This is a genomic window from Olivibacter sp. LS-1 (genome assembly GCF_008245145.1).
GTDB lineage: Bacteria > Bacteroidota > Bacteroidia > Sphingobacteriales > Sphingobacteriaceae > Olivibacter > Olivibacter oleidegradans.
Map to the genome: position 1 here is coordinate 2699928 of NZ_CP041643.1, position 25593 is coordinate 2725520.

27 protein-coding genes are annotated in these 25593 nt (G+C 40.9%); 16 read left to right on the plus strand and 11 right to left on the minus strand.

Annotated features, from left to right (window positions below):
• Positions 1-53: 53 nt before the first annotated feature.
• Genes FKG96_RS10870 through FKG96_RS10880 form a run of 3 tightly spaced genes read left to right on the plus strand, consistent with a single transcriptional unit; the run spans position 54 to position 1405 of the window.
• On the plus strand, positions 54-596 hold the full coding sequence (locus FKG96_RS10870) for a 4Fe-4S dicluster domain-containing protein (protein ID WP_246860270.1): 543 nt from the start codon (positions 54-56) through the stop codon (positions 594-596).
• Between the two features lie 10 nt (positions 597-606).
• Positions 607-1125 carry a ubiquinol-cytochrome c reductase iron-sulfur subunit gene (locus FKG96_RS10875; RefSeq protein WP_130857199.1) on the plus strand — a complete coding sequence of 173 codons (519 nt, stop codon included), beginning with the start codon at positions 607-609 and terminating at the stop codon, positions 1123-1125.
• A gap of 10 nt (positions 1126-1135) precedes the next feature.
• Positions 1136-1405, plus strand: coding sequence for a hypothetical protein (locus tag FKG96_RS10880; RefSeq protein ID WP_130857200.1), 270 nt, complete (start codon positions 1136-1138; stop codon positions 1403-1405).
• A gap of 7 nt (positions 1406-1412) precedes the next feature.
• On the opposite strand, the gene FKG96_RS10885 is transcribed toward FKG96_RS10880, so the two are convergent.
• Entirely contained in the window at positions 1413-1724 is a 312-nt protein-coding gene (locus tag FKG96_RS10885) for a GNAT family N-acetyltransferase (protein ID WP_013665967.1), read from the minus strand.
• 300 nt (positions 1725-2024) lie between these two features.
• Here FKG96_RS10885 and FKG96_RS10890 point away from each other — a divergent pair, with 300 nt between their 5' ends.
• The 4 genes from FKG96_RS10890 to FKG96_RS10905 all read left to right on the plus strand — a co-directional run bounded on the left by FKG96_RS10890 (position 2025) and on the right by FKG96_RS10905 (position 5982).
• Positions 2025-3113, plus strand: a complete 1089-nt coding sequence (locus FKG96_RS10890; protein WP_130857201.1) for a glycoside hydrolase family 18 protein — start codon at positions 2025-2027, stop codon at positions 3111-3113.
• Positions 3110-3901: a HipA family kinase gene (locus FKG96_RS10895; RefSeq protein ID WP_013665969.1), complete on the plus strand. Its 792-nt coding sequence runs from the start codon at positions 3110-3112 to the stop codon at positions 3899-3901. The genes FKG96_RS10890 and FKG96_RS10895 overlap by 4 nt, the downstream gene beginning before the upstream one ends.
• On the plus strand, positions 3867-4262 hold the full coding sequence (locus FKG96_RS10900) for a DUF3037 domain-containing protein (protein ID WP_130857202.1): 396 nt from the start codon (positions 3867-3869) through the stop codon (positions 4260-4262). The genes FKG96_RS10895 and FKG96_RS10900 overlap by 35 nt, the downstream gene beginning before the upstream one ends.
• 187 nt (positions 4263-4449) lie before the next feature.
• Positions 4450-5982 (plus strand): SulP family inorganic anion transporter, encoded by a 1533-nt coding sequence (locus FKG96_RS10905; RefSeq protein ID WP_130857203.1) that lies wholly within the window; start codon positions 4450-4452, stop codon positions 5980-5982.
• A 104-nt stretch (positions 5983-6086) separates the two neighbouring features.
• On the opposite strand, the gene FKG96_RS10910 is transcribed toward FKG96_RS10905, so the two are convergent.
• Together FKG96_RS10910 and FKG96_RS10915 are read right to left on the minus strand one after the other, a co-directional pair.
• Positions 6087-6872 carry an SDR family oxidoreductase gene (locus tag FKG96_RS10910; protein ID WP_149105530.1) on the minus strand — a complete coding sequence of 262 codons (786 nt, stop codon included), beginning with the start codon at positions 6870-6872 and terminating at the stop codon, positions 6087-6089.
• An 11-nt stretch (positions 6873-6883) separates the two neighbouring features.
• Positions 6884-7699 carry a universal stress protein gene (locus FKG96_RS10915; protein ID WP_130857205.1) on the minus strand — a complete coding sequence of 272 codons (816 nt, stop codon included), beginning with the start codon at positions 7697-7699 and terminating at the stop codon, positions 6884-6886.
• Positions 7700-7916: 217 nt separating this feature from the next.
• Here FKG96_RS10915 and FKG96_RS10920 point away from each other — a divergent pair, with 217 nt between their 5' ends.
• The 3 genes from FKG96_RS10920 to FKG96_RS10930 all read left to right on the plus strand — a co-directional run bounded on the left by FKG96_RS10920 (position 7917) and on the right by FKG96_RS10930 (position 13570).
• Positions 7917-8795 carry an AraC family transcriptional regulator gene (locus FKG96_RS10920; RefSeq protein ID WP_130857206.1) on the plus strand — a complete coding sequence of 293 codons (879 nt, stop codon included), beginning with the start codon at positions 7917-7919 and terminating at the stop codon, positions 8793-8795.
• Positions 8796-8950: 155 nt separating this feature from the next.
• Positions 8951-12091 carry a TonB-dependent receptor gene (locus FKG96_RS10925; RefSeq protein WP_130857207.1) on the plus strand — a complete coding sequence of 1047 codons (3141 nt, stop codon included), beginning with the start codon at positions 8951-8953 and terminating at the stop codon, positions 12089-12091.
• Between the two features lie 12 nt (positions 12092-12103).
• Complete coding sequence (locus FKG96_RS10930) at positions 12104-13570, plus strand: RagB/SusD family nutrient uptake outer membrane protein (protein ID WP_130857208.1); 1467 nt, start codon at positions 12104-12106, stop codon at positions 13568-13570.
• A gap of 67 nt (positions 13571-13637) precedes the next feature.
• Here the strand turns inward: FKG96_RS10930 and FKG96_RS10935 are convergent, their stop codons facing one another.
• Positions 13638-14759 (minus strand): glycoside hydrolase family 105 protein, encoded by a 1122-nt coding sequence (locus FKG96_RS10935; protein ID WP_130857209.1) that lies wholly within the window; start codon positions 14757-14759, stop codon positions 13638-13640.
• A 229-nt stretch (positions 14760-14988) separates the two neighbouring features.
• On the opposite strand from FKG96_RS10935, the gene FKG96_RS10940 reads away from it, so the two are divergent.
• Entirely contained in the window at positions 14989-15528 is a 540-nt protein-coding gene (locus FKG96_RS10940) for an SRPBCC family protein (RefSeq protein ID WP_130857210.1), read from the plus strand.
• A 2-nt stretch (positions 15529-15530) separates the two neighbouring features.
• Here FKG96_RS10940 and FKG96_RS10945 read toward each other — a convergent pair whose 3' ends face one another.
• The 7 genes from FKG96_RS10945 to pxpB form a co-directional block, all read right to left on the minus strand.
• Positions 15531-15947, minus strand: coding sequence for a DUF2007 domain-containing protein (locus FKG96_RS10945; protein ID WP_130857211.1), 417 nt, complete (start codon positions 15945-15947; stop codon positions 15531-15533).
• Between the two features lie 154 nt (positions 15948-16101).
• Positions 16102-16584, minus strand: coding sequence for a DUF551 domain-containing protein (locus tag FKG96_RS10950; RefSeq protein ID WP_130857212.1), 483 nt, complete (start codon positions 16582-16584; stop codon positions 16102-16104).
• Between the two features lie 17 nt (positions 16585-16601).
• A complete protein-coding gene (locus tag FKG96_RS10955; protein ID WP_130857213.1) occupies positions 16602-17096 on the minus strand; it encodes a hypothetical protein in 495 nt (164 codons plus the stop codon).
• Positions 17097-17488: 392 nt separating this feature from the next.
• Positions 17489-17977, minus strand: coding sequence for a hypothetical protein (locus tag FKG96_RS10960; RefSeq protein ID WP_130857214.1), 489 nt, complete (start codon positions 17975-17977; stop codon positions 17489-17491).
• 200 nt (positions 17978-18177) lie between these two features.
• Positions 18178-18933 (minus strand): LamB/YcsF family protein, encoded by a 756-nt coding sequence (locus FKG96_RS10965; RefSeq protein WP_130857215.1) that lies wholly within the window; start codon positions 18931-18933, stop codon positions 18178-18180.
• 78 nt (positions 18934-19011) lie between these two features.
• Complete coding sequence (locus FKG96_RS10970) at positions 19012-20001, minus strand: biotin-dependent carboxyltransferase family protein (protein ID WP_130857216.1); 990 nt, start codon at positions 19999-20001, stop codon at positions 19012-19014.
• Positions 19991-20749, minus strand: coding sequence for a 5-oxoprolinase subunit PxpB (gene pxpB, locus FKG96_RS10975; RefSeq protein ID WP_130857217.1), 759 nt, complete (start codon positions 20747-20749; stop codon positions 19991-19993). The genes FKG96_RS10970 and pxpB overlap by 11 nt, the downstream gene beginning before the upstream one ends.
• Positions 20750-20891: 142 nt before the next feature.
• On the opposite strand from pxpB, the gene ppk2 reads away from it, so the two are divergent.
• From ppk2 to FKG96_RS11000, 5 genes are all read left to right on the plus strand, one after another.
• Positions 20892-21713, plus strand: a complete 822-nt coding sequence (ppk2, locus tag FKG96_RS10980) for a polyphosphate kinase 2 (RefSeq protein ID WP_130857218.1) — start codon at positions 20892-20894, stop codon at positions 21711-21713.
• 39 nt (positions 21714-21752) lie between these two features.
• On the plus strand, positions 21753-22898 hold the full coding sequence (locus tag FKG96_RS10985; RefSeq protein ID WP_130857219.1) for an FAD-dependent monooxygenase: 1146 nt from the start codon (positions 21753-21755) through the stop codon (positions 22896-22898).
• A gap of 179 nt (positions 22899-23077) precedes the next feature.
• Positions 23078-23809, plus strand: a complete 732-nt coding sequence (locus FKG96_RS10990; RefSeq protein WP_130857220.1) for a bifunctional 2-polyprenyl-6-hydroxyphenol methylase/3-demethylubiquinol 3-O-methyltransferase UbiG — start codon at positions 23078-23080, stop codon at positions 23807-23809.
• Positions 23810-23846: 37 nt separating this feature from the next.
• Entirely contained in the window at positions 23847-24230 is a 384-nt protein-coding gene (locus tag FKG96_RS10995; RefSeq protein ID WP_130857221.1) for a (deoxy)nucleoside triphosphate pyrophosphohydrolase, read from the plus strand.
• 202 nt (positions 24231-24432) lie between these two features.
• The gene (locus FKG96_RS11000) at positions 24433-25593 is read left to right on the plus strand and encodes an NEW3 domain-containing protein (protein ID WP_130857222.1); all 1161 of its coding nucleotides are present in this window, start codon (positions 24433-24435) and stop codon (positions 25591-25593) included.

The following is a 25593-nucleotide window of genomic DNA, read 5'->3' on the forward strand; positions in this document are numbered from 1 at the left end:
AATTAAAGGTCAATAAACTGAATATTATGCCGGAAACAAATTACAATATGGATATGGCGTTCTTTGTAGATATGCAACGCTGTATTGGCTGCCATGCTTGCGAAATGGCTTGTGCAGAATGTGAAACCAACGGACAGGAGAGTATGATTCATGTCAATTACGTCGATCGAGCAGTAAGTGTACAGACCACGGTGCAGGTTTGCATGCACTGTGAAAATCCAGCCTGCGCTAATGTTTGTCCAGCGGATGCCATTCATCAAGATGACTTTGGCGTTGTTCATTCGGCAAATACCCCAAGGTGTATCGGATGCTCGAATTGTGTACTGGCCTGTCCCTTCGGTGTTCCCAAAAAGATGGAGGAGGCTGAGTTAATGATGAAATGTAACATGTGTTATGATCGAACCAGTGCAGGTAAAAAGCCGATGTGTGCAACAGTTTGTCCTAGTCAAGCACTTTTCTATGGCACACGAGAAGAGATTGAACGGATGAGACCTAATAGTGTACCGGTGAACTCCTTTAAATTTGGAAATCAAGAAGTAACCACAAAGGTGTTCGTGATGATGCCGAAAGGAACCACTCAATTGGTAGTTAGTTGATCAAATAACTATGACGCAAAAAAACACACTTCATGACTCCGGAAATATGCCCAATTGGAAAAGGGATTTTCCAATTCAACAAAAAAAGGCGACACATGTAAGTCGTCGGGAATTCGCGAAATTTTTAGCCTTATTTTCGGGCACACTTGCTTTGGCTAATGGCATCATTGTTATACGATCTTTGCTTTTTCCGTCCAAACCCCTGGAAGGTGAGCATTTAGTTTGCCGGGAAGAAGATGTACCATTGGGGAAAATGTTTCAGTTTGAAATTGAAGGGAGCCGTGTCGTTCCCTATATACTGATTCACTTGGCAGAGGGTGAGTGGAGAGCTTTTGAGCAGAAATGCACCCATCTTACTTGTGCAGTGCGTTATAGAGACGACTTACAGAAGATCGAATGCCCCTGCCATCATGGCTTTTTCAGTGGTGATACCGGAGAAGTACTGCAAGGGCCGCCACCAAGGCCACTTCCCCAGTTAGAAGTGTTAGTGCGAGACGGAAAGGTGTATGTGAAACAAGATGCTAGTTAATTTAATAAATATGAGTGATTTTAGAACTTCACAGAACGAGGCGCATCCTAATAAAACGAACACCTTAATGCTAGGGATCATCTTACTATTGGTTCTTTTTGTAAGCATACAGATTTGGTTTCTATTCGGTGCGCTTAATAATGCGCTTCAAGATAATATCTACTTTGCCATTACCACCTTCGTTGGTTCGCTTTTGCTGGCCATAGCATCTTTCCTGCTATTGCGTTATTTACCGGATCCGTTGAAGCCGACCGATAGAAAGAAAAATAATAATTCGTAAGGAGCCGTTAAACGATGTCGCTTTGTTCCAGATCAAGTAAACGTTTCCATTCCGGGTGCCTTCTTATGAATGCAACTACTGCGGGGCATAGAGCCACTAATTTATAACCATATTGCTCTATGTAAGTGAGCGTTTTTTCTATAAGCGCTGAAGAAACGCCCTTTCCTTCCAACGCTGAAGGCACTTCAGTATGTATTAAGTAGATTTTTTTATTACGCTCCTTGTAGTCAATGAAAGCTGTTTGATTTTCTACAAGAAGTTCAAAGCGACTATTTGCTGTGTTTTTGGCCAGTTTAAGGGGGCTGAATTCTTCTTTCATTCGTTTGGGTATTACGTCGTGGACTGATTTTTGGCAAAATAACCTTTTTCCTTTCAGCCCTTGTTTTGCCTACAAATGGGCTTAGCTTCACTTAACACCACACCTTTCAACTTCCTAAACAAATCTACAATTTTGGCAATTGTTTTTATAATTATTTTCGCTCTATGGCGATAAATATTACAATCGACTGGCTTACATTCTGTAGTAAGCTATGCTACGTTCTGTCCCGCAGAAAGCGATTGTTTTGGAATGCGGCGCATTTTACCTAAGTTTGTTTGATTGACTCTTAAAACCATTTGCATGTACAAAGGATTACTCATTGCGTTGGTATCTCTTATATCACTTACCAACTTATCTGCTCAACAGCGTAGAGATTTCTCGGTTATCGCTTATTATACGGGGAATGATAAACAAATAGATCAGTTTGAGATCAACAAACTAAGTCATATTATTTTCAGCTTTTGTCATCTTAAAGACGGAGAATTGCATGTGGATAATGCAAAGGACTCTACCACGATTCAGTATCTCGTTTCTTTAAAGAAAAATCACCCTAAACTGAAAATAATGTTGTCTTTAGGGGGGTGGGGCGGCTGTGAACCGTGCTCGGAAGCTTTTTCCACGTCAAATGGGCGAACGAAATTTGCTCGTTCCGTAAAGAAAGTGAATGACTACTTTGATACAGACGGTATTGATCTTGATTGGGAGTATCCAACCATTGAAGGGCATCCCGGCCATTTATATCAAGCACAGGACAAACAAAATTTTACCGCTTTGATTCAAGAACTGCGGCAAGTATTGGGTAGCGCCAACGAATTAAGTTTTGCTGCAGGAGGTTTTCAAAAATACTTAGATGAGTCGGTAGAATGGGAAAAAATTATGCCACTGGTTGATCGGGTGAATATTATGAGCTACGATTTAGTAAATGGTTATGCAACTGTTACAGGACATCATACACCTATCTTTAGCACGCACGACAAGGAAGAATCAACCGATAGGGCCGTACAATTCTTATTGAAGAAAGGTATTCCAGCTAATAAATTGGTAATCGGAGCGGCTTTCTATACGCGTGTTTGGGAGCATGTTAATGATGTAAACAATGGACTATACCAAGCTGGAAAACATAGGAGTGGTTATGATTTTAAATCGTACGCCACGAATTTAACTACTCAGAATGGATGGGCCTATTTTTGGGATGAGAAAGCACAGGCTCCTTATTGGTATAATAAAAAACAAAAGCTATTTGCCACCGGTGATAACCTTACTTCTGTAAAAGCTAAAACCAAATACGCTTTGGACAATAAATTGGGAGGAATCATGTTTTGGGAGCTTACTTTGGATACCTTTAACGACGGCATGTTAAATGCAATCGATCAGGTCGTAAAACAATGAAGAAACTGCAATTGAGAAATGTCGATGTGGTTCGCTATGTAACGCCCTTAAGAGAGGGGGGCTCTATGCCTGCAATTGTAGAAGCGGATGACGATTTTTTATATGTATTGAAATTTAGGGGTGCCGGTCAAGGGACAAGAGCTTTAATAGCAGAACTGATTGGAAGCGAAATAGCCCGCGTACTTGGTTTGAAAGTTCCGGAATTGGTATTTGCCCATTTGGAAGCTGATTTTGGCCGCCTGGAACCAGATGAAGAAATTCAGGATTTGTTGAAATTTAGTGTAGGATTAAACCTCGGTGTGCATTATTTGTCCGGTGCTATTACCTTTGATCCGGTGATTAATACAGTAGATCCCTTGTTAGCTTCAAAAATTGTTTGGCTGGATGCTTTGTTGATGAATGTTGACCGGACTGCTAAAAATACGAATATGCTCATGTGGCATAAAGAACTATGGCTGATTGATCAGGGGGCTTCTTTATATTTCCATCATAGTTGGCATAACTGGAAGGAGCAAGCGCTAAAACCTTTCGTTCAGATTAAAGATCATGTATTGTTAAGACAGGCGACGCAGTTAAATGATGTTGATCGTTTTGCGAAGGAATTGTTGAATGAGGATTTTATACAAGAAATCGTATCGCTGATTCCAGACGACTGGTTAGGAAATGAGCCGAATTTCCAATCAACTGCAGAGCATCGTCAAGCTTATGCTTACTTTTTGAATGCACGGATAGCAAATTCTGAAATTTTTATCAATGAAGCTAATGAAGCAAGAGCGGCACGTGTTTGAGTATGCGGTGATACGCTTGGTGCCACGCGTAGAGCGCGAGGAGTTTCTGAATATTGGTGTAGTTCTCTATTGTGCTAAACATAAATTCTTGGAAATGCGGTATCATGTGGAAATTGAAAAGTGGTACATGATGGATAAACAGGTGGAAGTTGATGAGGTTATTGCTCATCTAAAATCTTTTAAGGAAATATGTATGGGTGGGCAAGCCGGAGGTACGATCGGTCGATTGGATCGACCCGATCGATTCAGATGGTTGACAGCCACTCGAAGTACCATTTTACAAACCTCAAAGGTTCACTTAGGTTTATGTGAAGATCCCGAAGCCACGTTGAGCCAGCTATTTGAGCAATTAGTACTTTAAATGCAACTGCATCTTTTTATAAGAGTTGCTAAAAATGTACCTTTGTCATCATGATCAGAATCACAAACAGCCTTATTACACCACCTTGATTCACTTCTTTAGGCTTCTAAAGGTATATGGTGCTTTCTTTTAAGAAAGCATAAGCTTCAATTCATATAATTTGTGATTTTTTCTTTTTAATTTCCTTATGTTCTTACGCTTATTCGATTTTAACCAAAAGGTTAACTATAAAAATGAAATATTGGCAGGTTTAACCGTTGCCATGACGATGATTCCCGAGTCGCTTTCTTTCGCTATTCTAGCTGGTTTTTCGCCATTAACGGGATTGTACGCGGCTTTTATTATGGGGTTTGTGACTGCTATTTTTGGGGGGAGACCCGGAATGGTATCGGGAGGAGCCGGTGCGACCGTGGTTGTATTAATCGCCCTGATGCAATCGCATGGTATGGAATATGTCTTTGCTGCGGTCGCGTTGGCAGGCGTACTGCAATTATTAGTGGGTGTTTTTAGGTTAGGGAAGTTTATACGTCTGGTGCCGCAACCGGTTATGTATGGATTTGTAAATGGCTTGGCCGTTATCATTTTTTTGGCACAGCTGGAGCAATTCAAAATAGGTGCGGGTGAAGAAAGTGCTTGGCTCGGTGGAACCGAGTTATATATTATGCTTGGATTGGTGCTACTTACCATTGCCATTGTTTGGCTCTTGCCTAAATTAACAAAGGCTGTTCCTGCATCCTTGGTTGCGATTATCGTCGTATATCTGTTGGTGTTAGGTCTTCAGATAGATACGAAAACAGTGAAGGATATCGCTTCTATCAGCGGCGGATTCCCTCCATTTCATATCCCTGCCGTGCCCATAAATTTGGAGACATTAAAAATAATCTTTCCCTACTCGTTGGTGATGGCAGGTGTTGGACTTATCGAGACCTTGCTTACTTTGAATGTGGTTGATGAAATTGTCGGAAACAGAGGGAAAGGGAATAAGGAAAGCGTCGCACAAGGTACTGCCAATGTTCTGAATGGGTTCTTCTCGGGTATGGGTGGCTGTGCAATGATTGCCCAAACCTTCGTTAATCTTTCTGCGGGTTCCCGAGCTCGCCTGTCGGGTATTATTGCATCACTTACTATTCTTGTAGTCGTCCTTTTTGGTGCCCCTGTTATCGAACGTGTACCCATGGCTGCTCTTGTGGGCGTGATGATGATGGTAGCCATCGGAACCTTTGAATGGGTAAGCCTGCGAATAGTGAATAAAATGCCGAAATCGGATATCCTGATAGGCGTATTAGTGGCTATAATTACCGTGGTACTTCACAATTTGGCTTTGGCGGTTTTAGTGGGCGTTATTATAGCTGCGTTGGTATTTGCTTGGGAAAGTGCTAAACGTATTCGGGCAAGAAAATATGTAGACGAGCAGGGGGTGAAACACTATGAATTGTATGGTCCCTTATTCTTCGGTTCTACCATGGCCTTTATGGAGAAATTCGATATAAGTAACGACCCTAAAGAAGTGATCATTGATTTTCGGGAAAGTCGCGTAGCAGATATGTCGGGTATTAATGCGCTTAATAAATTGACAGAAAAGTATAAGCTGGCAGGAAAGACGCTGCATCTTAAGCATTTGAGCGAAGATTGCAGAATGCTTTTAAAAAACGCAGCCGATGTAATTGAAGTCAATATTCTGGAAGATCCTACATACCGCGTGCCCTCTGATCAATTTTAGCTATACGAAAGTAAAACAAGAGCCGATAAAGAAACCAAAAGCGAACAGCACTGGTGGTGGTTTGCCAGCCTGTTCGTTAGCTATTTTGTAACCGATAGTTCGTGTTATAATGAAGGTGTTCGGCCTCCATCGACGGGTATATTAATTCCGGTTATATAGGAGGCTGCCGGAGAAGCAAGGAAAGCAATCGCGTGGGCAACCTCTTCGGCCACACCAAACCTCTTCATCGGAATATTTTTTAGCATCTCTTCTTCTACCTCTAAGGCAGTCTTTTGTTCTACCTTCGCACTTTCTTTTATAAGACTTGATAATCTCGCGGTTCTAGTGGCTCCCGGCAGCACGTTGTTTACCGTGATATTAAACATACCCAATTCATTCGACAAAGTTTTTGCCCAAGAAGCAACGGCTGCGCGAATGGTATTGGAAACACCTAAATTAGCAAGCGGTGCTTTAACTGAAGTGGAAATAATATTGATAATACGCCCATATTCTGTGCGCTTCATGCCTGGAACCACAGCTTGTGTTATGAGCTGGTTACAGAGGACATGCCTGTTGAATGCATCGCGAAAGTTCATTGAAGACGCCTTCAGAAGTGGGCCGGGAGGTGGCCCGCCACTATTATTAACTAGGATATGTATGTTAACTTCTTCTGTGAGACGGTCGACGGCAATTTCCACTTCTTCCAATTTGTTGAAGTCAGCCACGGCATAGCGATGTTGTTGACCGGGCTCGATTTGAAGACTCGTTAATGCGGTCTTTAATTTGACTTCATTTCTTGCAAAGAGAATGCAGCTGGCTCCCAAGCGGGCCAGAACCTGCGCTGTAGATAGGCCTATACCGTCACTACTGCCACAAATTAAAGCAGTTTTACCTTTCAACGAAATATCCATAATATCATTAGCTAAATTGGGATTGATAGCAGGGGAACATCCAATCCGGCTGCCATCATCCTTGTTTTACTCCTATGTACAATCGATGACCAAAAACCATACCGATTGGGTACCATAATTAATAAGTCGGGCTGATAATTTACGACCTCATTTCTTATTTCTTTAATGATCGTATTGGAAGCGACGTTTTTATAAAAGTATTGAATCCCGGTCATTTCATCTTTTAAGGGGTCCTTTGTGAAAGACGGATCTTCTTGTAGTTCCTCTATTTTCTCCTGTACATTAAATACTTCTATTTCCGCATTCCAAGACCGAGCGATATCCTTGATACGTTCCAATATTGTTTTATGTATGCCACGAACAACATCGCAAGCATATAAAATTCGTTTTACCGGTTTAAAGGTCACACCCTCAGGTACTGCCAGCACAGGAAATTTAAGCTTTTGAATAACATTAGTTGTCGTATTTCCTAACAGATCCTGCTCAAGCGACCGTTTGGCCATGCCCATGATAACCATTTCGGCATCATATTGCTTCATTAGGCGTTCTACCTCGTCCTCAACATTCAATAAGCTGGAGTCGACCGCTACTTCAATATCGTATCGTTTGATTAAATCGTTAGCCCTCGTTTCTAACTTAAGCTTGTTTTTATCGATCATACTTTGCACATTTTCCACAGAAAGGATGGTATTCGAAGCATGCAACGGTAATTTGAAAGCATTGAATAATACAATCTTGGCATCTATGATACTTGCCCCCGTAGCCGCATATTCAACAGCATTTTCTGCTATGTCTGAAAAGTCAGTAGCAACAATAATTGTTCTCATATATTACATTGTTTGAATGCTAAATTTACAGTTTAAACCGGTTGATGATAAGAATCTGGATGGTATTGTGTATAATATTACTTAGCCATAACAATGTTCTAACATCTAATAGATTTCTTGTGATCAAAAGTCAATTTTTACCCTTAAAATAACCGGTTATTACCCGTTTTGATCTATCCTTTCTGCTGAACTTTATTCCTGACCAATTAAAAAAAACATGAAACCACAACTTCTTAAGCTCATGAAGGGCCCTGCTCAGTCATTTAGCGTAAGACGCGATATGGAGCCTCGTAATACCAAATGGCATTATCATTCGGAGTTAGAGCTGCTACATTTCTGCAGGGGCGAGGGGACGAGCTTCATTGGCGACAGTATCCAGCGGTTTAAGTCGGGCGATATGGTGCTTGTCGGATCCGGGTTGCCGCACTATGTAAAATTCGATAATGCTTTCGAAAGTAAGATAGCTGTAGAAGGTATAGATGTGCGGGTTGCTCATTTTGAAAAGGAAATTTGGGGGAATGGATTTTTAGATCTTCCCGAAAATAAGATGCTAAAATCCATTATGGAAAAAGCAGGACGAGGGGTGACGATTCTCGGTAAACATAAAGACTATGTTGCCGAACTACTGGAAGAGATGTTGGGTGCCGATGGATCAGAAAGGATCATTATCCTGATGCAGATCTTGGTTCAAATCGCAAAATACTGCAAACTCGAACCGCTTTCATCCATTGGTTTCAATGGTATTGCCTACGAAGAGTTTAAGAACGACAGAATAAAGAAAATATACGACTATTCTTGCGCTAATTTTAAAGATAAAATTCAATTGGATGAAATTGCTGAAGTGGCTAAGATAAGCCCACATTCTTTTTGCAGGTACTTTAAAACACAAACAAGAAAAACATATTCTCAATTTTTGACTGAAATAAGAATCGGCCATGCCTGTAAACTATTAATAGAAGACAAGTTAGATATAAAGCAAGTCTGTGACGACAGCGGGTTTAATAATTTTACAAGTTTCTTTAAATGCTTCCGTAAAGTAACAGGGAAAAGTCCCTTAACCTATAAGCGTACATTTATTTCAATGCAGACTAGTTGATGCGTGCCATGTAAATGAGGCTTAATATTAAGCCAATTTCGTTCACAAAAAGGTGCTATTTTCTTCCTTTCTTGCAAAGCCAATTTTATCCTAACCAATGTAAGCCAGGATATAATCGTGTGTAATGTTTTGATTAAAAAACCTAAGGACGAAAAATGAGAATCTTTTATCTAAAAACAACTTGTTTAGTAATGATCATTGGTGCCTTGCTAAGTGCCAATGTATTGGCACGAGAAAGTACGGTTGCCAAAAAAACGGATAGACAGGAGGAGAGTGTGCGAAAAGGGAGGGTATCGGATAGTGATGGACCACTAGGGGGTGTGAGTATTAAAATAGTCGGCACAAAGAGAGGCGTTGTTACAGATGCAAACGGTATGTTTACCATTAAAGCAGCCGCCAATCAAACTTTAATGGTGTCTTATTTGGGTTATGTAACGCAAGAAATCCCGGTTCACAATGAGACCTTGTTTGAGATTACATTGGTACCGGATGCAGCTGCATTGGATGAAGTTGTCGTCGTAGGATATGGGACACAAAAAAAGGTTAATTTAACCGGCGCGGTAGCAGCAATCTCATCGGAAGAACTGACAACCCGGCAGGCACCCAATACCACCTCATTACTTCAAGGTAGGGCACCGGGAGTGCAGATAACACAGAATTCCGGACAACCAGGCGCAGAGAACGCTAATATTCAGATTCGTGGAATGGGCACGTTTAGTGGGGCTGGTAATAATCCGCTGATTCTTATCGATGGCGTAGAAGGGAACCTCAATAATTTAAATCCCAATGTAATCGAAAATATATCGGTTCTAAAAGATGCTGCGTCCGCTTCCATTTACGGATCAAGAGCGGCCAATGGAGTTATACTGGTAACCACTAAAAGTGGCAGGGCAGGCAGGTTAAATATCGATTATAGTTATAACTACAGTCGACAAAAAGCAACTTCCATGTATGATCGCGTTACGAATTCAGTTCAATTTATGGAATTGTTAAACAAGGCCATTAATCATACAGGTACAAGTAGCAATCAGCTCTATTCGGACGAGCAGATAGAGGCCTATCGACAAGGTTCGTCAATCGATCCGGACCGATATCCCAATTATGATTGGATGGATGCGGTTTTCAGAACAGCACCCATGCAACAACATTTTTTAAGTGTCAATGGAGGACAGGATGGGACAACCTATAATTTTGGATTGGGCTATCTCAGTCAGGAAGGAATGTTGATAGCAACGGGTTATAAGCGATATGATGCACAACTGAACTTTAAAACAAATTTGGGTGGTCGAGTTACCTTTGGTACCAATATTTCGCTTTCCAAAGGCGGTCGATATGAAACTGCACTCAATGGTAATTTTGATGGTAATACCACGGAAGACCAAATTTTGAGCGCATTGGCAGCAAACCCGACCTTTAAGCCTAAATTGCCGGATGGGAGTGGGCGCTATGCCTCGAAGGCTTATATCTTTGAATCGGGTAATAAAAATCCGATTGCTATTGCAGAAAACGGTGGAAAGACCACTGACAATTATTATGCTTTAGCCTCCTCTTATATTAATGTGGATATCCTCCCTGGGCTAAAGGGGGAGTTAAAGGGAGCCGTGAGGTATCAAGATGGACAATCAAAAGTGCATGTTGTTGGAATACCCGCCTATTTATATCAACCCGATGAAAATGGGGAGTACATTTATAACACCCAATATAACGGCACAGTAGGGGAGAACAACTTAACCGTTCGGGGCGAAAGAGAATTGCAGCTAACTTACTACTTGAATTTTAATTATACCAAAAGCTTTGATAACGTTCATAATATAAGTGCATTGCTCGGCTATAATCAAGAAACCTTTAAATATGATCGTTTACAGGGATTTAGAAGAAACGCGCCTACTGATAATTTGACGGAGCTGGATGCCTATTCGTCGGCTGGACAGATCGCAGAAGGGCAGGCTTATGAGTGGGCTATCAAGTCGCTGTATGGTCGATTGAATTACAATTATAAAGAGCGATACCTCTTTGAAGCAAATTTCAGATACGACGGTACCTCTAGGTTACCGACTGGACGAAGATGGGGATTTTTTCCGTCTGCATCAATCGGGTGGCGGTTGTCAGAGGAAAGCTTTTTAAAGGGTTCCGAATGGGTCAATAATCTAAAGATACGTTTTTCATGGGGACAACTCGGCAATCAAAATATCGGAAATTATCCCTATCAGGCAATTCTAAGCCCAGTTGAATATAATATAGGTGGCGCACTACAGCAGGGGATGAGCTTGGAGGATCTTAACAATACGAATCTAAAATGGGAGACCACGACGGCAACGAATATTGGGCTGGATTTTGACTTATTTAAATCAAGTGTATTTGGTTCAGTAGACTGGTATACCAAACGTACGACGGATATACTACGTACGCTACAAGTTCCAGATTTTATAGGATTGAATGGGCCAACGGTAAATCGCGGTGAAATGAAGAACAGCGGTTTGGAAGTCTTACTGGGATATCAGAACAGGCTAAATGCACTTAATTACAAAATTCAGGCAAACTTCGAAACGTATAAAAATGAATTGGTAAAATTTGGTGCACGTGAAATAGATAATGGAAGTGGATTAATACGACAAGAGGGATTGCCGTATAATTCTTACTTTATGTATGTTTTTGACGGTATCTATCAGACACAGGAAGAAATAGCGAATGGCCCAACCCCTATCAGCGCCTTGACCAAACCAGGCGATATGCGTTACAAGGATATCAGTGGTCCGGGTGGCGTACCCGACGGTAAAATTGATGCCAACGACCGCACAGTAGTAGATGGAGCTTTTCCTGACTTTAATTATGGTCTTACTTTTAGCGCCGATTATAAGAATTTCGACTTTAGTTTTTTCGTACAGGGGGTGGAAGGACGAAAAATCTATGTGAGGGAATGGGGAATCGCCCCTTTTAGGCAGTCCAGTCCGCCACCAAAATTTTGGTTGAATGCTTGGGATGGACCGGGAACATCAAACACGATCCCTCATATATTTAATGAAAATTACGCACCCAATACGCAAGTTTCTACCTGGTGGTTGCAAGACGCGTCTTACTTAAGAATAAAGAATATACAGGTAGGATACACCTTGCCCAACCAGTTGGTAAACAAAATTGGTTTCCAACGGCTACGCATCTATCTTTCGGGGGATAATCTGTTTACGTTTACGAAATTTTTTGATGGAGGCGATCCCGAACGGTTGGCGGCCAATTCGCGGATGGCTATTTACCCGCAGGCAAAGATTTATACCATGGGAATTAAGGCTATTTTATAAAAAATATCGAAGATGAAAGCTAACAAAACAATATATGGGTTATTGGTACTCACGAATATACTGATATCGTGCTCCAGTGTATTAGACAAAGATCCACTCACCAACCCAAGTACTACTAATTATTGGAATACGGCGATAGAAGCACAAAAAGCATTGATCGCCTGTTATGCAAAGCTTAAGGAACCGCTGTATTCCGGTGGCCCGAATCAGAGCGGAAATAGTTTATACTGGGAAGCCCTTTCAGATAATGCGCTGAATACGTCCGGATGGGAAGGTTTTGACGTTATTATGCGGGGCGACTTTGATCCCAGCACAACAGCAGGTGTAGTAACCAAGACGTGGCAGTTTGCTTTTCAGGGAATTGCGAACTGTAATTACTTTTTGGCGAATGTAGACAGAGTAAGCGCTTTGTCCGAGGCTGAAAATAAGCGCATGAAAGGCGAGGCATCGTTTTTAAGGGCCTACTATTACAATGATCTTGTTCAACTGTTCGGAGACGTGCCGCTAAATCTAAAACCGGAGGCATTAGATGGAGATTTTCAACGCCGGCCACGTACGACGAAGGCAACGGTAGTAGCGCAAATATTGCAGGATCTGGATTTTGCAATTGCTAATCTGCCTCAGATGGCCTATAGTGACGGCCGGGCCGTTAAAGGTTCTGCAATTGGATTGAAGACGCGTGTTTTACTCAATAACAAAAGATATCGGGAAGCAGCGGAGACCGCTTGGAGCTTAATAGGCGATGCAAGCAACCCGTTTAGTTTGCATCCAAACTATGCCGGGATTTTCTTTGGTGAACAAAATAATAATAAAGAGATCATGTTTTCGGTTTTATTTGCGGCACCTACCGATTATCATTCCATGGATCAGGTAATTGGCGGACGGATGTCTGTATTTCCTACAACAGATTTGAAAGACGCTTATGAATCCAATGATCCGCGAAGAAAAATGACCATCTTTGAGGAAGGGGACCCTTGGGCGTATAATCCAAAAGGATTTATGCAAGCGGGAAGTACGGCTGAAGGGCAGATTCCATTTAATAGTATGGCTTTTAAAAAATATGTGGATACCGCTGTAAATAATGCTTCCGGAGCAACCTTGAGTGATCAGCATTTTGTTAAAATTCGCTATGCCGACCTCTTGCTGATGTATGCAGAAGCTATGTTTGAAAGTGGACAAGGTACTGACCCACGAGCATTAAAAGCGTTAAATGATGTTAGGACTAGACCCGGTGTTAACATGGCGCCTCAAACAATGTTAACGCAAGCAGTTATCAGAAATGAGAGAAGGGTAGAACTGGCTTTCGAAGGCTTGCGATACAACGATTTAATTAGATGGGGAATAGCGCATGAAGTAATTCCGCAGATTACCTACGATAAACAGGGAAATAAGCGTCGTTTTAAGGCTTACCTCTTTCCAATTCCGCTTGCGGAAATGGATAGAATGAACGGCGTTTGGCAACAAAACGAAGGTTATTAATTTATCTTTATACGAATGGAGTGTAATGGCTTACCATGAAATCGGTACGCCATTACACTATTAGCAGCTAATCCCTCAAAAAAGCAGCTGCACACCATAATATAGGTGCTTGTCCGTGCATATCTCCTGTAATTCGCTTTCTATCTAAGTAGTATTGACGATTATTTTTCTTGTTTGTACCTTCGCAAACGTTCTGAATGTCATCGTTGTCATCGATGTAACTGATAAGTGCTAACCATGCTTTACGCGCCGCAGGGCCATAGATGGTTTTATCCAACCAGCCGTTTTTTACACCCGTTATCATCGCATAAGCAAACATACCTGTTGAAGAAGTTTCCGGCCAGGATGCGTCATCGTTAATTAATTGTCGCCAGGTACCTTCTTCACTTTGATGTTTTAGTAAAGAACTCATCATCAATTGATAACCTTCCATGATTCTCTTATAGTAAGGGTTCTTTTTCGGTAAGGAGCGTAGCAGTTCAGCCATCCCTGCGGCCATCCAACCATTTCCCCGACCCCAAAAAAAGGGCACGTCAGGAGCGTGATAGAAGAGTCCGTTCGGTTTTTGAAGCTCATCTAAATAAAAAACCATTTCTTTCGCCGCTCGATTAATGTACGTTTCGTTTGCTGTAACGCGGTAAGCCTGTGCCTGGAGGGCTGTAATCATGTACATATCATCAATCCACAGCCGGGTTTGCCAGGTTAATCCCATCTCATAAAATTTATGCGATTCCGGTGTAACCCTCGGTCCTTCAGGGGGCCCCCATTGCTTATCGGCAATCCGGATACCTAAATCGTAATAACGTTGTTGGTCTGTAAGACGATAAAGCTCTAACGGAACGGAGCCGAATACCGCATAGTCTACATGATCAGGAACAGGAATCATAGACGTTTTAGAAGAGAAAAGCGGTTCGAACCTTTCTGCTAAGGCTTTTATCAGTTTCTCATCACCGCTTTCCCCTGCAAACATTAATGCCCCGTACCAAGTACAGCTTTCCGGGTAGGTAATTACTTTTGGGGGCGTATCTTTTCCAAAGTTTGGATGAGGTGTCTCGATAAAATGCCAAGCAATCTTGCGACCTATTTCTTCCGGTGATTTCTTCAAAGGCCATTGGTCTAAATCTGTCTGGGCATAAGCGACGTTTAAATAGGTCGTAGTTACAAGAATTAGTGCAGTTATTTTCTTCATATGGATTGTTTTTGGTTAACATCTTTTGAATGGACTATAAAGCCCCTCTCATTTTGGATGATAACTGCAAGAAAGTAAATTTAAGCTGATGATTTGTATACAAAATTGGCCAAGCTATCAACTATTTTGGCGCAGCAAAAAGCACGTGGTTTTATGTTTTATTGTAACATAATTGTTGTATTTTTAATCAGAATTTCAAAGATATTATTTACCAATTATAAATATCGTTATGAAAGTTATCAAGGGTTTATTACTTATTGTACTGGTGCTCATAGGTATTGCACTCATTACAGCTTTGTTTGTTAAAAAGGAATATTCAGTAGAAAGGGAAGTAGTCATTAACAAACCGAAACAAGAAGTTTTCGAATATATAAAGTATTTGAAAAATCAGGACAATTATAGTAAATGGAATCAACTGGATCCGGGGATGAAGAAAAGTTATCACGGAACAGACGGTACACCTGGGTTTATCTATAGTTGGGAAAGCGAACAAGACAATGTCGGTAGGGGGGAGCAGGAAATCAAAAACATAGTAAAAGGTGAACGAATTGATTTTGAAGTGCGGTTTAAAGAACCATTCGAATCAACTTCACCTGTTTATATGACTACGGAACAGGTAAGCGATGGACAAACGAAAGTCAAGTGGGGTATGAAAGGAAAGATGCCCTATCCAATGAATCTTATGTGTCTGTTCATGGATATGGAAACAATAATTGGGAATGATTTGGAAACAGGACTAAGCAACTTAAAACAGGTACTTGAGCAGTAGTTTTACATGTCTGCTTTAAATTCGTTTTCGCAAGCCTTGCACTTATAAACATTTCTGTAGTATATTGGAAAGACGCCCATTAGGAAAGATAATATGGCGGACAGAAACCCTTTGGCTCCCTTCATGGATTTATAATTGGCGTATAATTCAACTGAGCCACACTGTGGGCAAACAAGCTGCCTGTTGTTTTCGGTTAATAAAGGCCTGTTGTCAATTTCCTTGATAATTGAAGAAGCTGCCTCTGCGTCGGAAGCATGGATAACGAGCTTTATTCCTCCAACAGCATAGTTATATAAGGGGTTGAGCGAAACAATATGCTCATCCTGAAGGAAACAAGGAATGCCCTCACTTTCAAGCTTTGTTTTGAGTAAATGAGCTTCTACAGGATTGTCGAAAACTTTCACTGTTACAAAATCCATCTTTAAAGATACGAAAAAGCGAATTGATTTTAGGAATTTGTTATGTTGTTTGAGCAATTTATTGTGGGTGATGCATTTAACTGAAGTGGAAGCTCACCGCCTTTATAGAATTCTGTAAAGGAATACGACGAATAGCATGACGTTTATGAAAGCCCTAAAATCCAGGAATTGGCATCCAATGAGTGGGCTTAAAAAGATGGGTGGCTTTAGCATGCAATGGACGAAATAGGCCGTTCTTAACATGTACCCCGTGTAAGATGGGGGAGGACACGGAGGTGCGTTCCGTGTTTTCGAATTTGGTGAATAGACATTCCTGCATTTCGTCGGGAATCTGTTTGCTAAGGGATATCCATGGCTTTGCTATTTCTTTAGATGCTGCATCTCGTTTGTCAAGAAAAATGTACCGGGTTCTATACGGTAAAGAAGGGGGGAGGAAGGGGTTGAATGCGTCGACATTTACCCATTCAGTATTTAATTCCGCTTGAAGGACTTTTATAACCTGATCTGAAGCCACTATATCACCCTCATCTAGCGTTAAGTTACCGATATATAGGTGATGTTGATCAACGAGATCGGCCCGACGGAGATAGGTCCCCTCCGTTTTCTTTACAACGATATAAGTAAGATTTTCATTCACAATGTGATATAAATATGCTAATTATTTCTTACATAGGTAACGATTGAAGTGAAATATTTGTTGTGACTAAATTCATCTAAATCCGGTAATGCTAAGGGGCCGGAAATGATGGTTAAGACATCATTTCCCTTAAATTCCAAGGTCATTTCCGCTTCTTTGTCAATATTTTCTATTTTCGTTATAAGTTTGTTGTCTACTATCTGATACTGGCCTTTTTGATCTTCAAGTCTTACCACGGTGATAGAATCAGCGTCTGTTGTTGCATATTTGCCGGACGACTTAAAACTTCCATCGGCATGGAATTCCATCATGCTACCATTATATTCGTCGGAGGCATGTATATATGATTCTTTCATATCTCCATCTTCATACAACTGGGTAATCGTATTGGTACTTCTCCAAGAACCAAGTATTTTCTGTTGCACCGTATTATCCTTCTTTCTACAAGAGGTGATAAGAATGATAATAAGTACTAAAGTATAGAATGTTTTATATGATATTGCTTTATGCATTTCAAATTGCATATTAATAGGTTGTAGGCCAAGAATAAATCGCTTGTTCTGAAGAGAACAGTAAAAATCGGAGAGTCGACTACAATCGTTTATTATAAAACGGTTTTTGAAATGCCTTCGGGCGGAACTGTGTAAATATCTCTTGAAGCATGAAAAAAGTGCAATTAATTGCGATAAAGATACACAAAGTTGTTAATTGAAAATCTAATTTTTTTGCAAATTTTTATAAAAATGTGAAGCGCTCTTTTCCTTTTCACTGACTGGTTTCAGCAAGCTCCCATTTACCCTTGCGTCACTTTACCCCTACATTGAATGGAGTCTTTCAACGAGAAAAGGTACGTTTGCCGGTATTGCTCGAATTGCGTGGCAATTCGGAACATGGTGATGTGTAGCTAACGGCTATGCAACCGTAAGGTTTCTCGCAAAGGATACTCTTTAAGGGTACCTAAATGACCATCTAAAAGGGTTATCGAACGGATAGCGATTATTGTGTCTTTGTCATATATAGTAATACAATCAGCTTCCAATTTGCGATTGATCTCAACATGATGGTATCGGTAAACTTCATTGTTATTTTTGATGTGTGAAAAAAACAAGGGGATCGGTATATTGAAATTACCGGTGTTTACCTTGATCACCAATAAACCATTTAATTGCGGCAAGTGCTCATTGTTCGATTGTCGTATCACCTGTTCTGTACTAAGGTCATACAATAAGACAGACTGTATATCATTTTTGGAAGTGAAAATGAAGCCGGTATGGATTACCATGGAACTTATTTTTTGTTCGAAATGCTTGGCTTCCAGTGAATGGTTTATAATGTGTCGAATCTCGTTACGATTTTTGCTATACAAGGCTTCGGCAACCTCCTGATATTTCATGAGTATAGTTATTAACTATGTTGATTTAGACTTTCCGTTGATTTATTTACACCGTATTTTAAGTGTAGCAAATCTCGATAATAAAAAGGATGTAATCTAAACTTCAGCCATCTTGTAACTAAAAGATGTAATTCGAGAAAGAATGTGTTCGCACCAACTTGCAAAAACTAGTTAAGATAACTGTTACGGGTTGCTTCATGTTAGGGCGCTTTGATCTTAACACCTTGTTGAATCAGTTGATTGTAAATAGTTTTTGCCAGCAGCAGGGCTTTCTCATGATCACCGTGTATACATAAAGTATCTGCTTTGATAGCGATAGATCTTTGATTTGTTGATAATACTTGTTGTTGGGTGATCATAACTAAAGCGCGCTTCACTGCCTGTATTGTATCGGCAATAATGGCATCATCTTGACTTCGGGGTGTGAGTTTACCATCATCTTGATAGCTTCGATCAGCAAAGACTTCAGATGCAACGGGAAGGCCTATTTTGTGCGCTGACAAAATTAGTTTGCTACCAGCCAGTCCATATAAATAGAGTCGCTTATCAAAATCATAAACTGCCTGTACAATCGCTGTTGCCAAATTTTCATCTCGAGCCGCCATATTATACAAAGCGCCATGTGGTTTAACATGATGTAATTTTCCCCCAGCGGTTTTTACAAATCCATAAAGAGCGCCAATCTGATAAAGCACCATATTGTATATTTCCTTCGGACTCATGTGAATTTCTCGTCTTCCAAAGCCCTGTACATCGTTGAAGCCAGGATGTGCCCCTATTGCTACACGTTTTTCGACTGCTCTTGCTACCGTACGCTGCATTACATCTGGATCACCGGCATGAAACCCACAGGCAATGTTCGCCGAGCTGATATAATCGAATAGCATATCCTGTTCCGGGAGTGTATAAGCACCAAAACTCTCTCCAACATCACAATTGATATCAATATAATACATATATAGTTTCCTTCACGTGTTAAATATTGTAGATCTCGGCAATTTACGAAATAGACATATTGATTTTAGTTTGTGTTTCTAAATGATCATATTTAGCGCAACAGCAAGCTTTTTAAGTTCGTTTTCTCTATTCATGTATAGCTTTTCAGCTTCTATACGACTAATGGCCGAAAACTGAATAGAATCTCCGGGCTTTAATTGTCCGCAAAGTGGTAAATCAACTTGTGCTATCTGTGCAATACGCGGGTAGCCACCCGTTGTTTGCCCGTCTGACATTAATAGAACGAGGGAGCCGTCGTGTGTTACCTGTACAGTGCCTGGTGCAACCGCTGTGGAAAGTAGTTCAATTTGGCTGGAACGCTGCAATAAAGGCCCTTCAAAGCGATATCCCATGCGGTTGCAATCACGACTCAAGGTATAACTAGCGGACAAAAAATTTAGCAAAGAATCGGCTCGAAACCAAGTAAACTCTTTGCCCGGAACAATCCTGATCATTCTTTTGTCAAGCGGCATAAAGTGCTCTTTATCAATGCTCCAGTTAGGAAAACTGATTTTCGTACTTTTTAAGTGCGATAATAGGCGCAAAGTCGATGTAGTTAAGTTGTTTGCGTTTTTAAGCGAATCTTGCTTTTTTAAAGCACGTCCCATCAAGCCTCCGAATCTGCCGGTTATATAAGTGCTTTTGCTTCCCAAAACAATCGGAACATCCCAACCTCCCGCGATGGCTAAGTAGGTCCTTGAACCCGAACTGTGATGTCGAAATGCTAAATTTTGTCCGGCTGGGACAAAAAGAGGGCGATTATCAGGTAAAACTTGATCCGAAGCATAAAGAATGGCCCCCCCGCCGGAATATGCGATTAAAAGATCGGTTTCGGCTTCTAACAATACATCCGCGTACGTTATTTCTATCACAGCCGCGTCAATCGCATTAGCTAAGCTAAGATTTGCTAGCCGCATAGAAAGTGAGTCCATCGCTCCGGCAGAGGGAATTCCTTGGGCACGATAAAAGTTTCTCCCCAAATCTTGTACAGTGCTGAGTATGCCGGGTTTTAAAATCTTAACTTTCATTGCTTCTCCTCAGGCGTTTAAATTCGCGTAAATCAATTGTATCGAAAATAACCTCGTCGCCGGCTCGCAATAGGCTCGGGGAAGATCGGTTAATATCGAAGAGACGCAGGGGGGTGCAACCAATGATTTGCCAACCTCCGGAAATTTCCAGAGGATAGATGCCCGTCTGCTTCCCTGCTATGCCGACTGAGCCTGCCGGTACTTGCTTGCGCGGAATCTTCTTTCTTGGTGTTTCCAATAGTGAGGGGGTGCCGCCTAAATAAGCGAAGCCGGGAACAAAGCCGATCATATAAACCTTATAAGTTGTACTACTATGTAACTTGATAAGCTCCTGAGTCGATATATTGTGATACGAAGCTACATATGCTAAGTCCGGTCCAAGTTCTTCCTCATAACATATGGGTAAATGAATAGGTTCCTTTTTTATTTCATTTATCGGAATTGCCTGTTGCTGCAACTCAATTAAGTAATTGGAAATTCGTTCGAAACTATTCAGGCCGTAAAGCTGTTTTGCTTGGACAACCTGTATGGTATCATAGAAAATAGCTAATGAAGTATAGGCGGGGACGGTGGCAATAAAACCTTCGAATGGTAAACGATTTACTAGCTCATCGAATTGGTGAACTCGGTTAAAGGTCATTTCATCAATTTCTTGCCCAAACTCAATGGTAACGGCACTTTCTGATAAAAAATGAATATTGAAAGAAGGTGTAGATGAATGGCCGGGCCTGCCAAATGGTACTCTCATGTGTAAGTTTTTAATTCATCGCTCAAGCGAAGGTACTAAACCAAATTTATAAAGAAGAAAATGTATATTAGCAAGAATCGTTTTGTTAAAACTTATTGATAACAGAACGAATAACAGCTAACATAAACTACCGCAATAAATTATGGCCGAATTTGATCTTAGTGATTTAGAAAGAATCAATAAAAGCGAGGAAATACTGGATTTTCTAGTCGCAAACGATATCATCAAGGAGAAGAAGTTCAGGAAGCAACTCGCCTACGAAAAAGAACTTTCTGCTTTACAGTTTGAGTTGCTTCGCTTGCAGCAATATGTTATCGAAAATAAAAAACGATTACTGCTAATTTTTGAAGGACGAGATGCGGCAGGAAAAGGAGGAACAATCAGCAGAATGATCGCTAAACTGAATCCGAAAAAAATACGTGTAGTTGCACTTCCAAAACCGACAGAAGAGGAGAAAGGTCAATGGTATTTCCAACGATACATAAAACAGTTGCCAACCAGCGGAGAAATCGTGTTTTTTGATCGTAGCTGGTATAATCGAGCTGTTGTGGAACCTGTATTTGGTTTTTGCTCTGACTTACAATACACCTCGTTTATGGAACAAGTAAATTCGTTGGAACACCTACTCATCGATGATGGAATCATTATGATGAAAATTTTTCTTACGATTTCAAAGAACGAGCAACTGGAGCGACTGGAAGATAGACAAAAGGATCCGATGAAACAATGGAAGGTTGGGGATCTGGATGAAAAGGCACAAGAAAAGTGGGATGATTATACCCATTATATAAATAAAATGTTGAAACGATCCGGTAGCAAGAAATCCCCTTGGGTCGAAGTAGTTACGGATGATAAAAAGCAGGCCCGATTGGAGGTTATTAAATACGTCCTTTCAAATGTGACAGGTTTTACGAGTAAACAAGACTTAAAGGTAGACGAGAAACTAATAAAGATTCATGGTTAGGCAATTTTTATTCTAGTCATTCAGTACCTTTGGTGTATAATGAGGGTTGCTATTGTAGGAGCAGGAATTGGCGGCTTATGCACAGCCGTGGCACTGCAAAACCTAGGCTTGGATGTTAGTATTTATGAAGCTGCGCCAGTGATTAAGCCTGTTGGAGCTGGTATAGGACTTGCAGCCAATGCCATATTGGGATTGAAAAGATTGGGAATAGAACAGGCTGTTTTTGAGAAAGGACATCAGGTCACTTCCCTTCGTATGCTTGATGCTGACGGGAAAATTATAAGTAATCAGGATACGGAATTATTAGGACCCGATTTTGCAAATGCAAACTTGGTGATTCACCGTTCGGAGTTGCATGAAGTGCTTTTAAGTAGATTGTTGCCCAACTCATTACATTTAAATAGAGAATTGCTTTCGTTCAGGAGGAAAAAGGAAAACCTCATTCTTTGTTTCTCGGACGGTTCTAGCTCGGTTACCAACCTGTTGATCGCAGCAGATGGTATCCGCTCAGTCGTAAGGCAACAGCTTATACCTGATAGTAAGCCGAGATATGCAGGTTATACCTGTTGGCGTGCGGTTATTGAAAATCCGAACATCCCCTTAAATGAAATGGCATCTGTGGAAACCTGGACGGCTGCGGGAAGAGTTGGTATGTCTCCTTTGTCTCACAATCGTATTTATTGGTATTGCTGTATGAATGCGAAAGAAAACGATTCTTGCATGAGAGAAATGAAGCCCAAAGATTTGGCAGACAGTTTTTTAAACGCGCATACTCCAATAGCTGAAATTATTCGCAGTACAGCTCCGGAACAACTTATTTGGAGTGATGTATTTGATATTAAGCCGCTTCAGCATTTCGTCTACGAGGATAATATCGTTCTTGTGGGGGACGCAGCACATGCCACAACGCCTAATATGGGGCAGGGCGCCTGTCAGGCGATTGAGGACGCGGTGGTTTTAGCCCAGTGTCTTGCCACGCAAAGCGACCTCGCCACAGCACTTAAGCAATATGAAAAACGAAGAGTTAAAAGAACTAAACGCATCATATGGCAATCGAGGCTACTTGGCTGGATGGCGCATTGGGAAAGCCCATTTTGGTGTAGGTTTCGTAATGGTATATTACGGTCTGTGCCTAAGATTGTTACAAAAAAGCAGATTGCCTGGTTATTCAAAGTTGATTTCTAAAAAGCGCTTGACAAAATTATTACAACGCTTTCCTCTTAACTCAAATGTCAGCTTTTAGCTGAGCGGATGCGATCGCTTGCATTTTGTCTAATATCTTAAATCGCATAAATGTATTTTAGAATGGTTATAATTGCAAACATAAGCGCTCATTTTTACTTTTACAATACGGACGATTTACCATGAAAGAAAATAAGTATGATGATCCTAACTTCTTTGCGAGCTACGGTTTGATGCCACGTTCTACAGCCGGTCTTGAAGCTGCGGGTGAGTGGCCTGCTTTCCGAGCCTTGTTGCCGGATTTGGCTGACAAAACTGTGCTAGACTTAGGTTGTGGTTATGGATGGCACTGCCGCTATGCAATGGAACAGAAAGCGAAGCGGGTCACCGGAATAGATCTGTCTAAGAAAATGCTGGAAAAAGCGAAAGAACTGACGCAAGATCAGAATATCCAATACGAGTGCGTAGCCATTGAGGACATAACATTTAGCGAGGCTACCTTTGATGTCGTCATTAGTTCGCTCGCACTTCATTATGTGAGCGATTTTCAACAGGTTTGCGAGCATGTTTATCATTGTTTAGTACCTAGCGGTACTTTTGTTTTCTCTGTCGAACATCCTGTTTTTACTGCCATGGCTTCTCAAGATTGGTTTTACGATGAGCAGAAAAATCGGATGCACTGGCCCATCGATCATTACTTTAGTGAAGGGCTCAGGAAGACTAGGTTTTTAAATGAAGATGTTATAAAATACCATCGGACTGTTGAGACCTATTTATCAAATTTATTGGATGCTGGTTTTACAATTAATAGACTTTGCGAACCAAAACCATCAGTATCCGTGTTAAAAAATTATCCAGATATGGTTCACGAATTGAGGCGTCCGATTTTTCTTTTATTTTCGGTGTCTAAATAAAAATGCCTTAAGTTTTTACAATGGTTGAAATAGGGAGATGAAACATTATAAAGTTGTTGCGGCGGTCATAGAGCATAAAGGAGCTATTCTTTGCACGCAAAAAGGTGAACACAATTACCCTTATCTAAGCTATAAATATGAATTTCCCGGTGGAAAAGTAGAGCGCGGTGAGCGGGACGAAGATGCGCTGATTAGAGAAATAGATGAGGAGTTGGCATTATGTATTACGGTAAATAGAAAAATAGCTGTTGTTAATCATCAATATCCCGATTTTATGATCACACTAACTGCTTTTCACTGTAATTCAACTTCACGTGAGGTTACATTGGTGGAACACCTGCATGCAATATGGTTACCAAAAGAAAAACTAAAGACGTTAGCTTGGGCGGCTGCTGATCAGCCCATCTTGCAATATTTGTAGTGTCATTGGTACTATTTTCTTCAGCATTATAATTTTTTTATTTCAATTTATGAAAAATGTATCTTTTTAATAAATTAGCTGCCGCATTTCAAATCTGACTCATTTGGCAAGCTCGGCTAAATGGTTGGTCTAGCTCGGAGCCCACGATTTGAAAGCCTAACCACTTTGTACTGTTAGTGTTAAAAATTATAAATTTTTTTTTATGTTAGCGCGTGCAAAACGATTGTATTCATTTTTTACCATTTTATTTTTCCTGTTGGGGCTATTGCCTTATAGTTTTTATGAAAATTGCCTGGCCCAAGGTCTTTCATTGTATACGCCGTATCCGAAAATTTCAGTACCACCCGGAGAATCGATCGATTATTCGATTGATTTAATTAACAACAGCAATGCAATAAAAACCAGTGATATTTCAGTTGTCGGCTTGCCAAAAGATTGGAGCTATGAACTGAAATCCGGCAATTGGGATGTGGCGCAACTTTCTGTTCTTCCGAAGGAAAAGAAAAGCTTTAACTTAAAGGTTAATGTTCCGGTGAAGGTTAACAAAGGCGCTTTCCAATTTCGGGTGCAAGCTAAAGGATATGCTTCTTTGCCATTGACTGTGCTGGTATCGGAGCAGGGAGGCTATAAGACCGGGTTTTCGTCTGATCAAAGAAATATGGAGGGGGCAGCCAATTCAATGTTTACCTTTAATGCGACCTTAAGAAATCAAACCGCAGATAATCAAGTTTATGCCTTAACGGCGCAAGCACTTCCGGGATGGAATGTGTCCTTTAAGGCGAATGGCAAACAGGTTTCTTCGGTAGATATGGTAGCTAACCAAACCCAAAACATTACGGTTGAAATAGATCCGCCTGATGAAACGAAGGCAGGTTCCTACAAAGTGCCTGTTTTGGCGACTACAGCGAATACATCAGCTAATTTGGAATTCGAAGTAGTGATCAAGGGATCTTATAAAATGGAACTGACCACACCGACCGGCTTACTAAGCACCGATGTTACAGCCGGTGAAAGTAAAAGGGTGCAGCTCGCACTAAAAAACAGCGGTTCGGCTGATTTAAAAAATGTCGAAATGAAGTTTTCTGCTCCGGCAAACTGGGATGTCGTTTTCGAACCCGCAAAAATTCCTTTGCTAAGACCTGGGGCAACCGTAGACGTCTTCGCAACGATTAAAGCGGATAAGAAGGCCATTGCGGGTGATTATGTGACGGAATTGGAAGCAAAAACACCGGAGATATCTTCGAAAGCCTCGTTTCGTATATCCGTCGAAACTTCTTTACTGTGGGGATGGTTGGGCATTATGATCATTTTAGCGGCTATTGCTTGTGTATATTACCTAATTCGTAAGTACGGAAGGAGATAG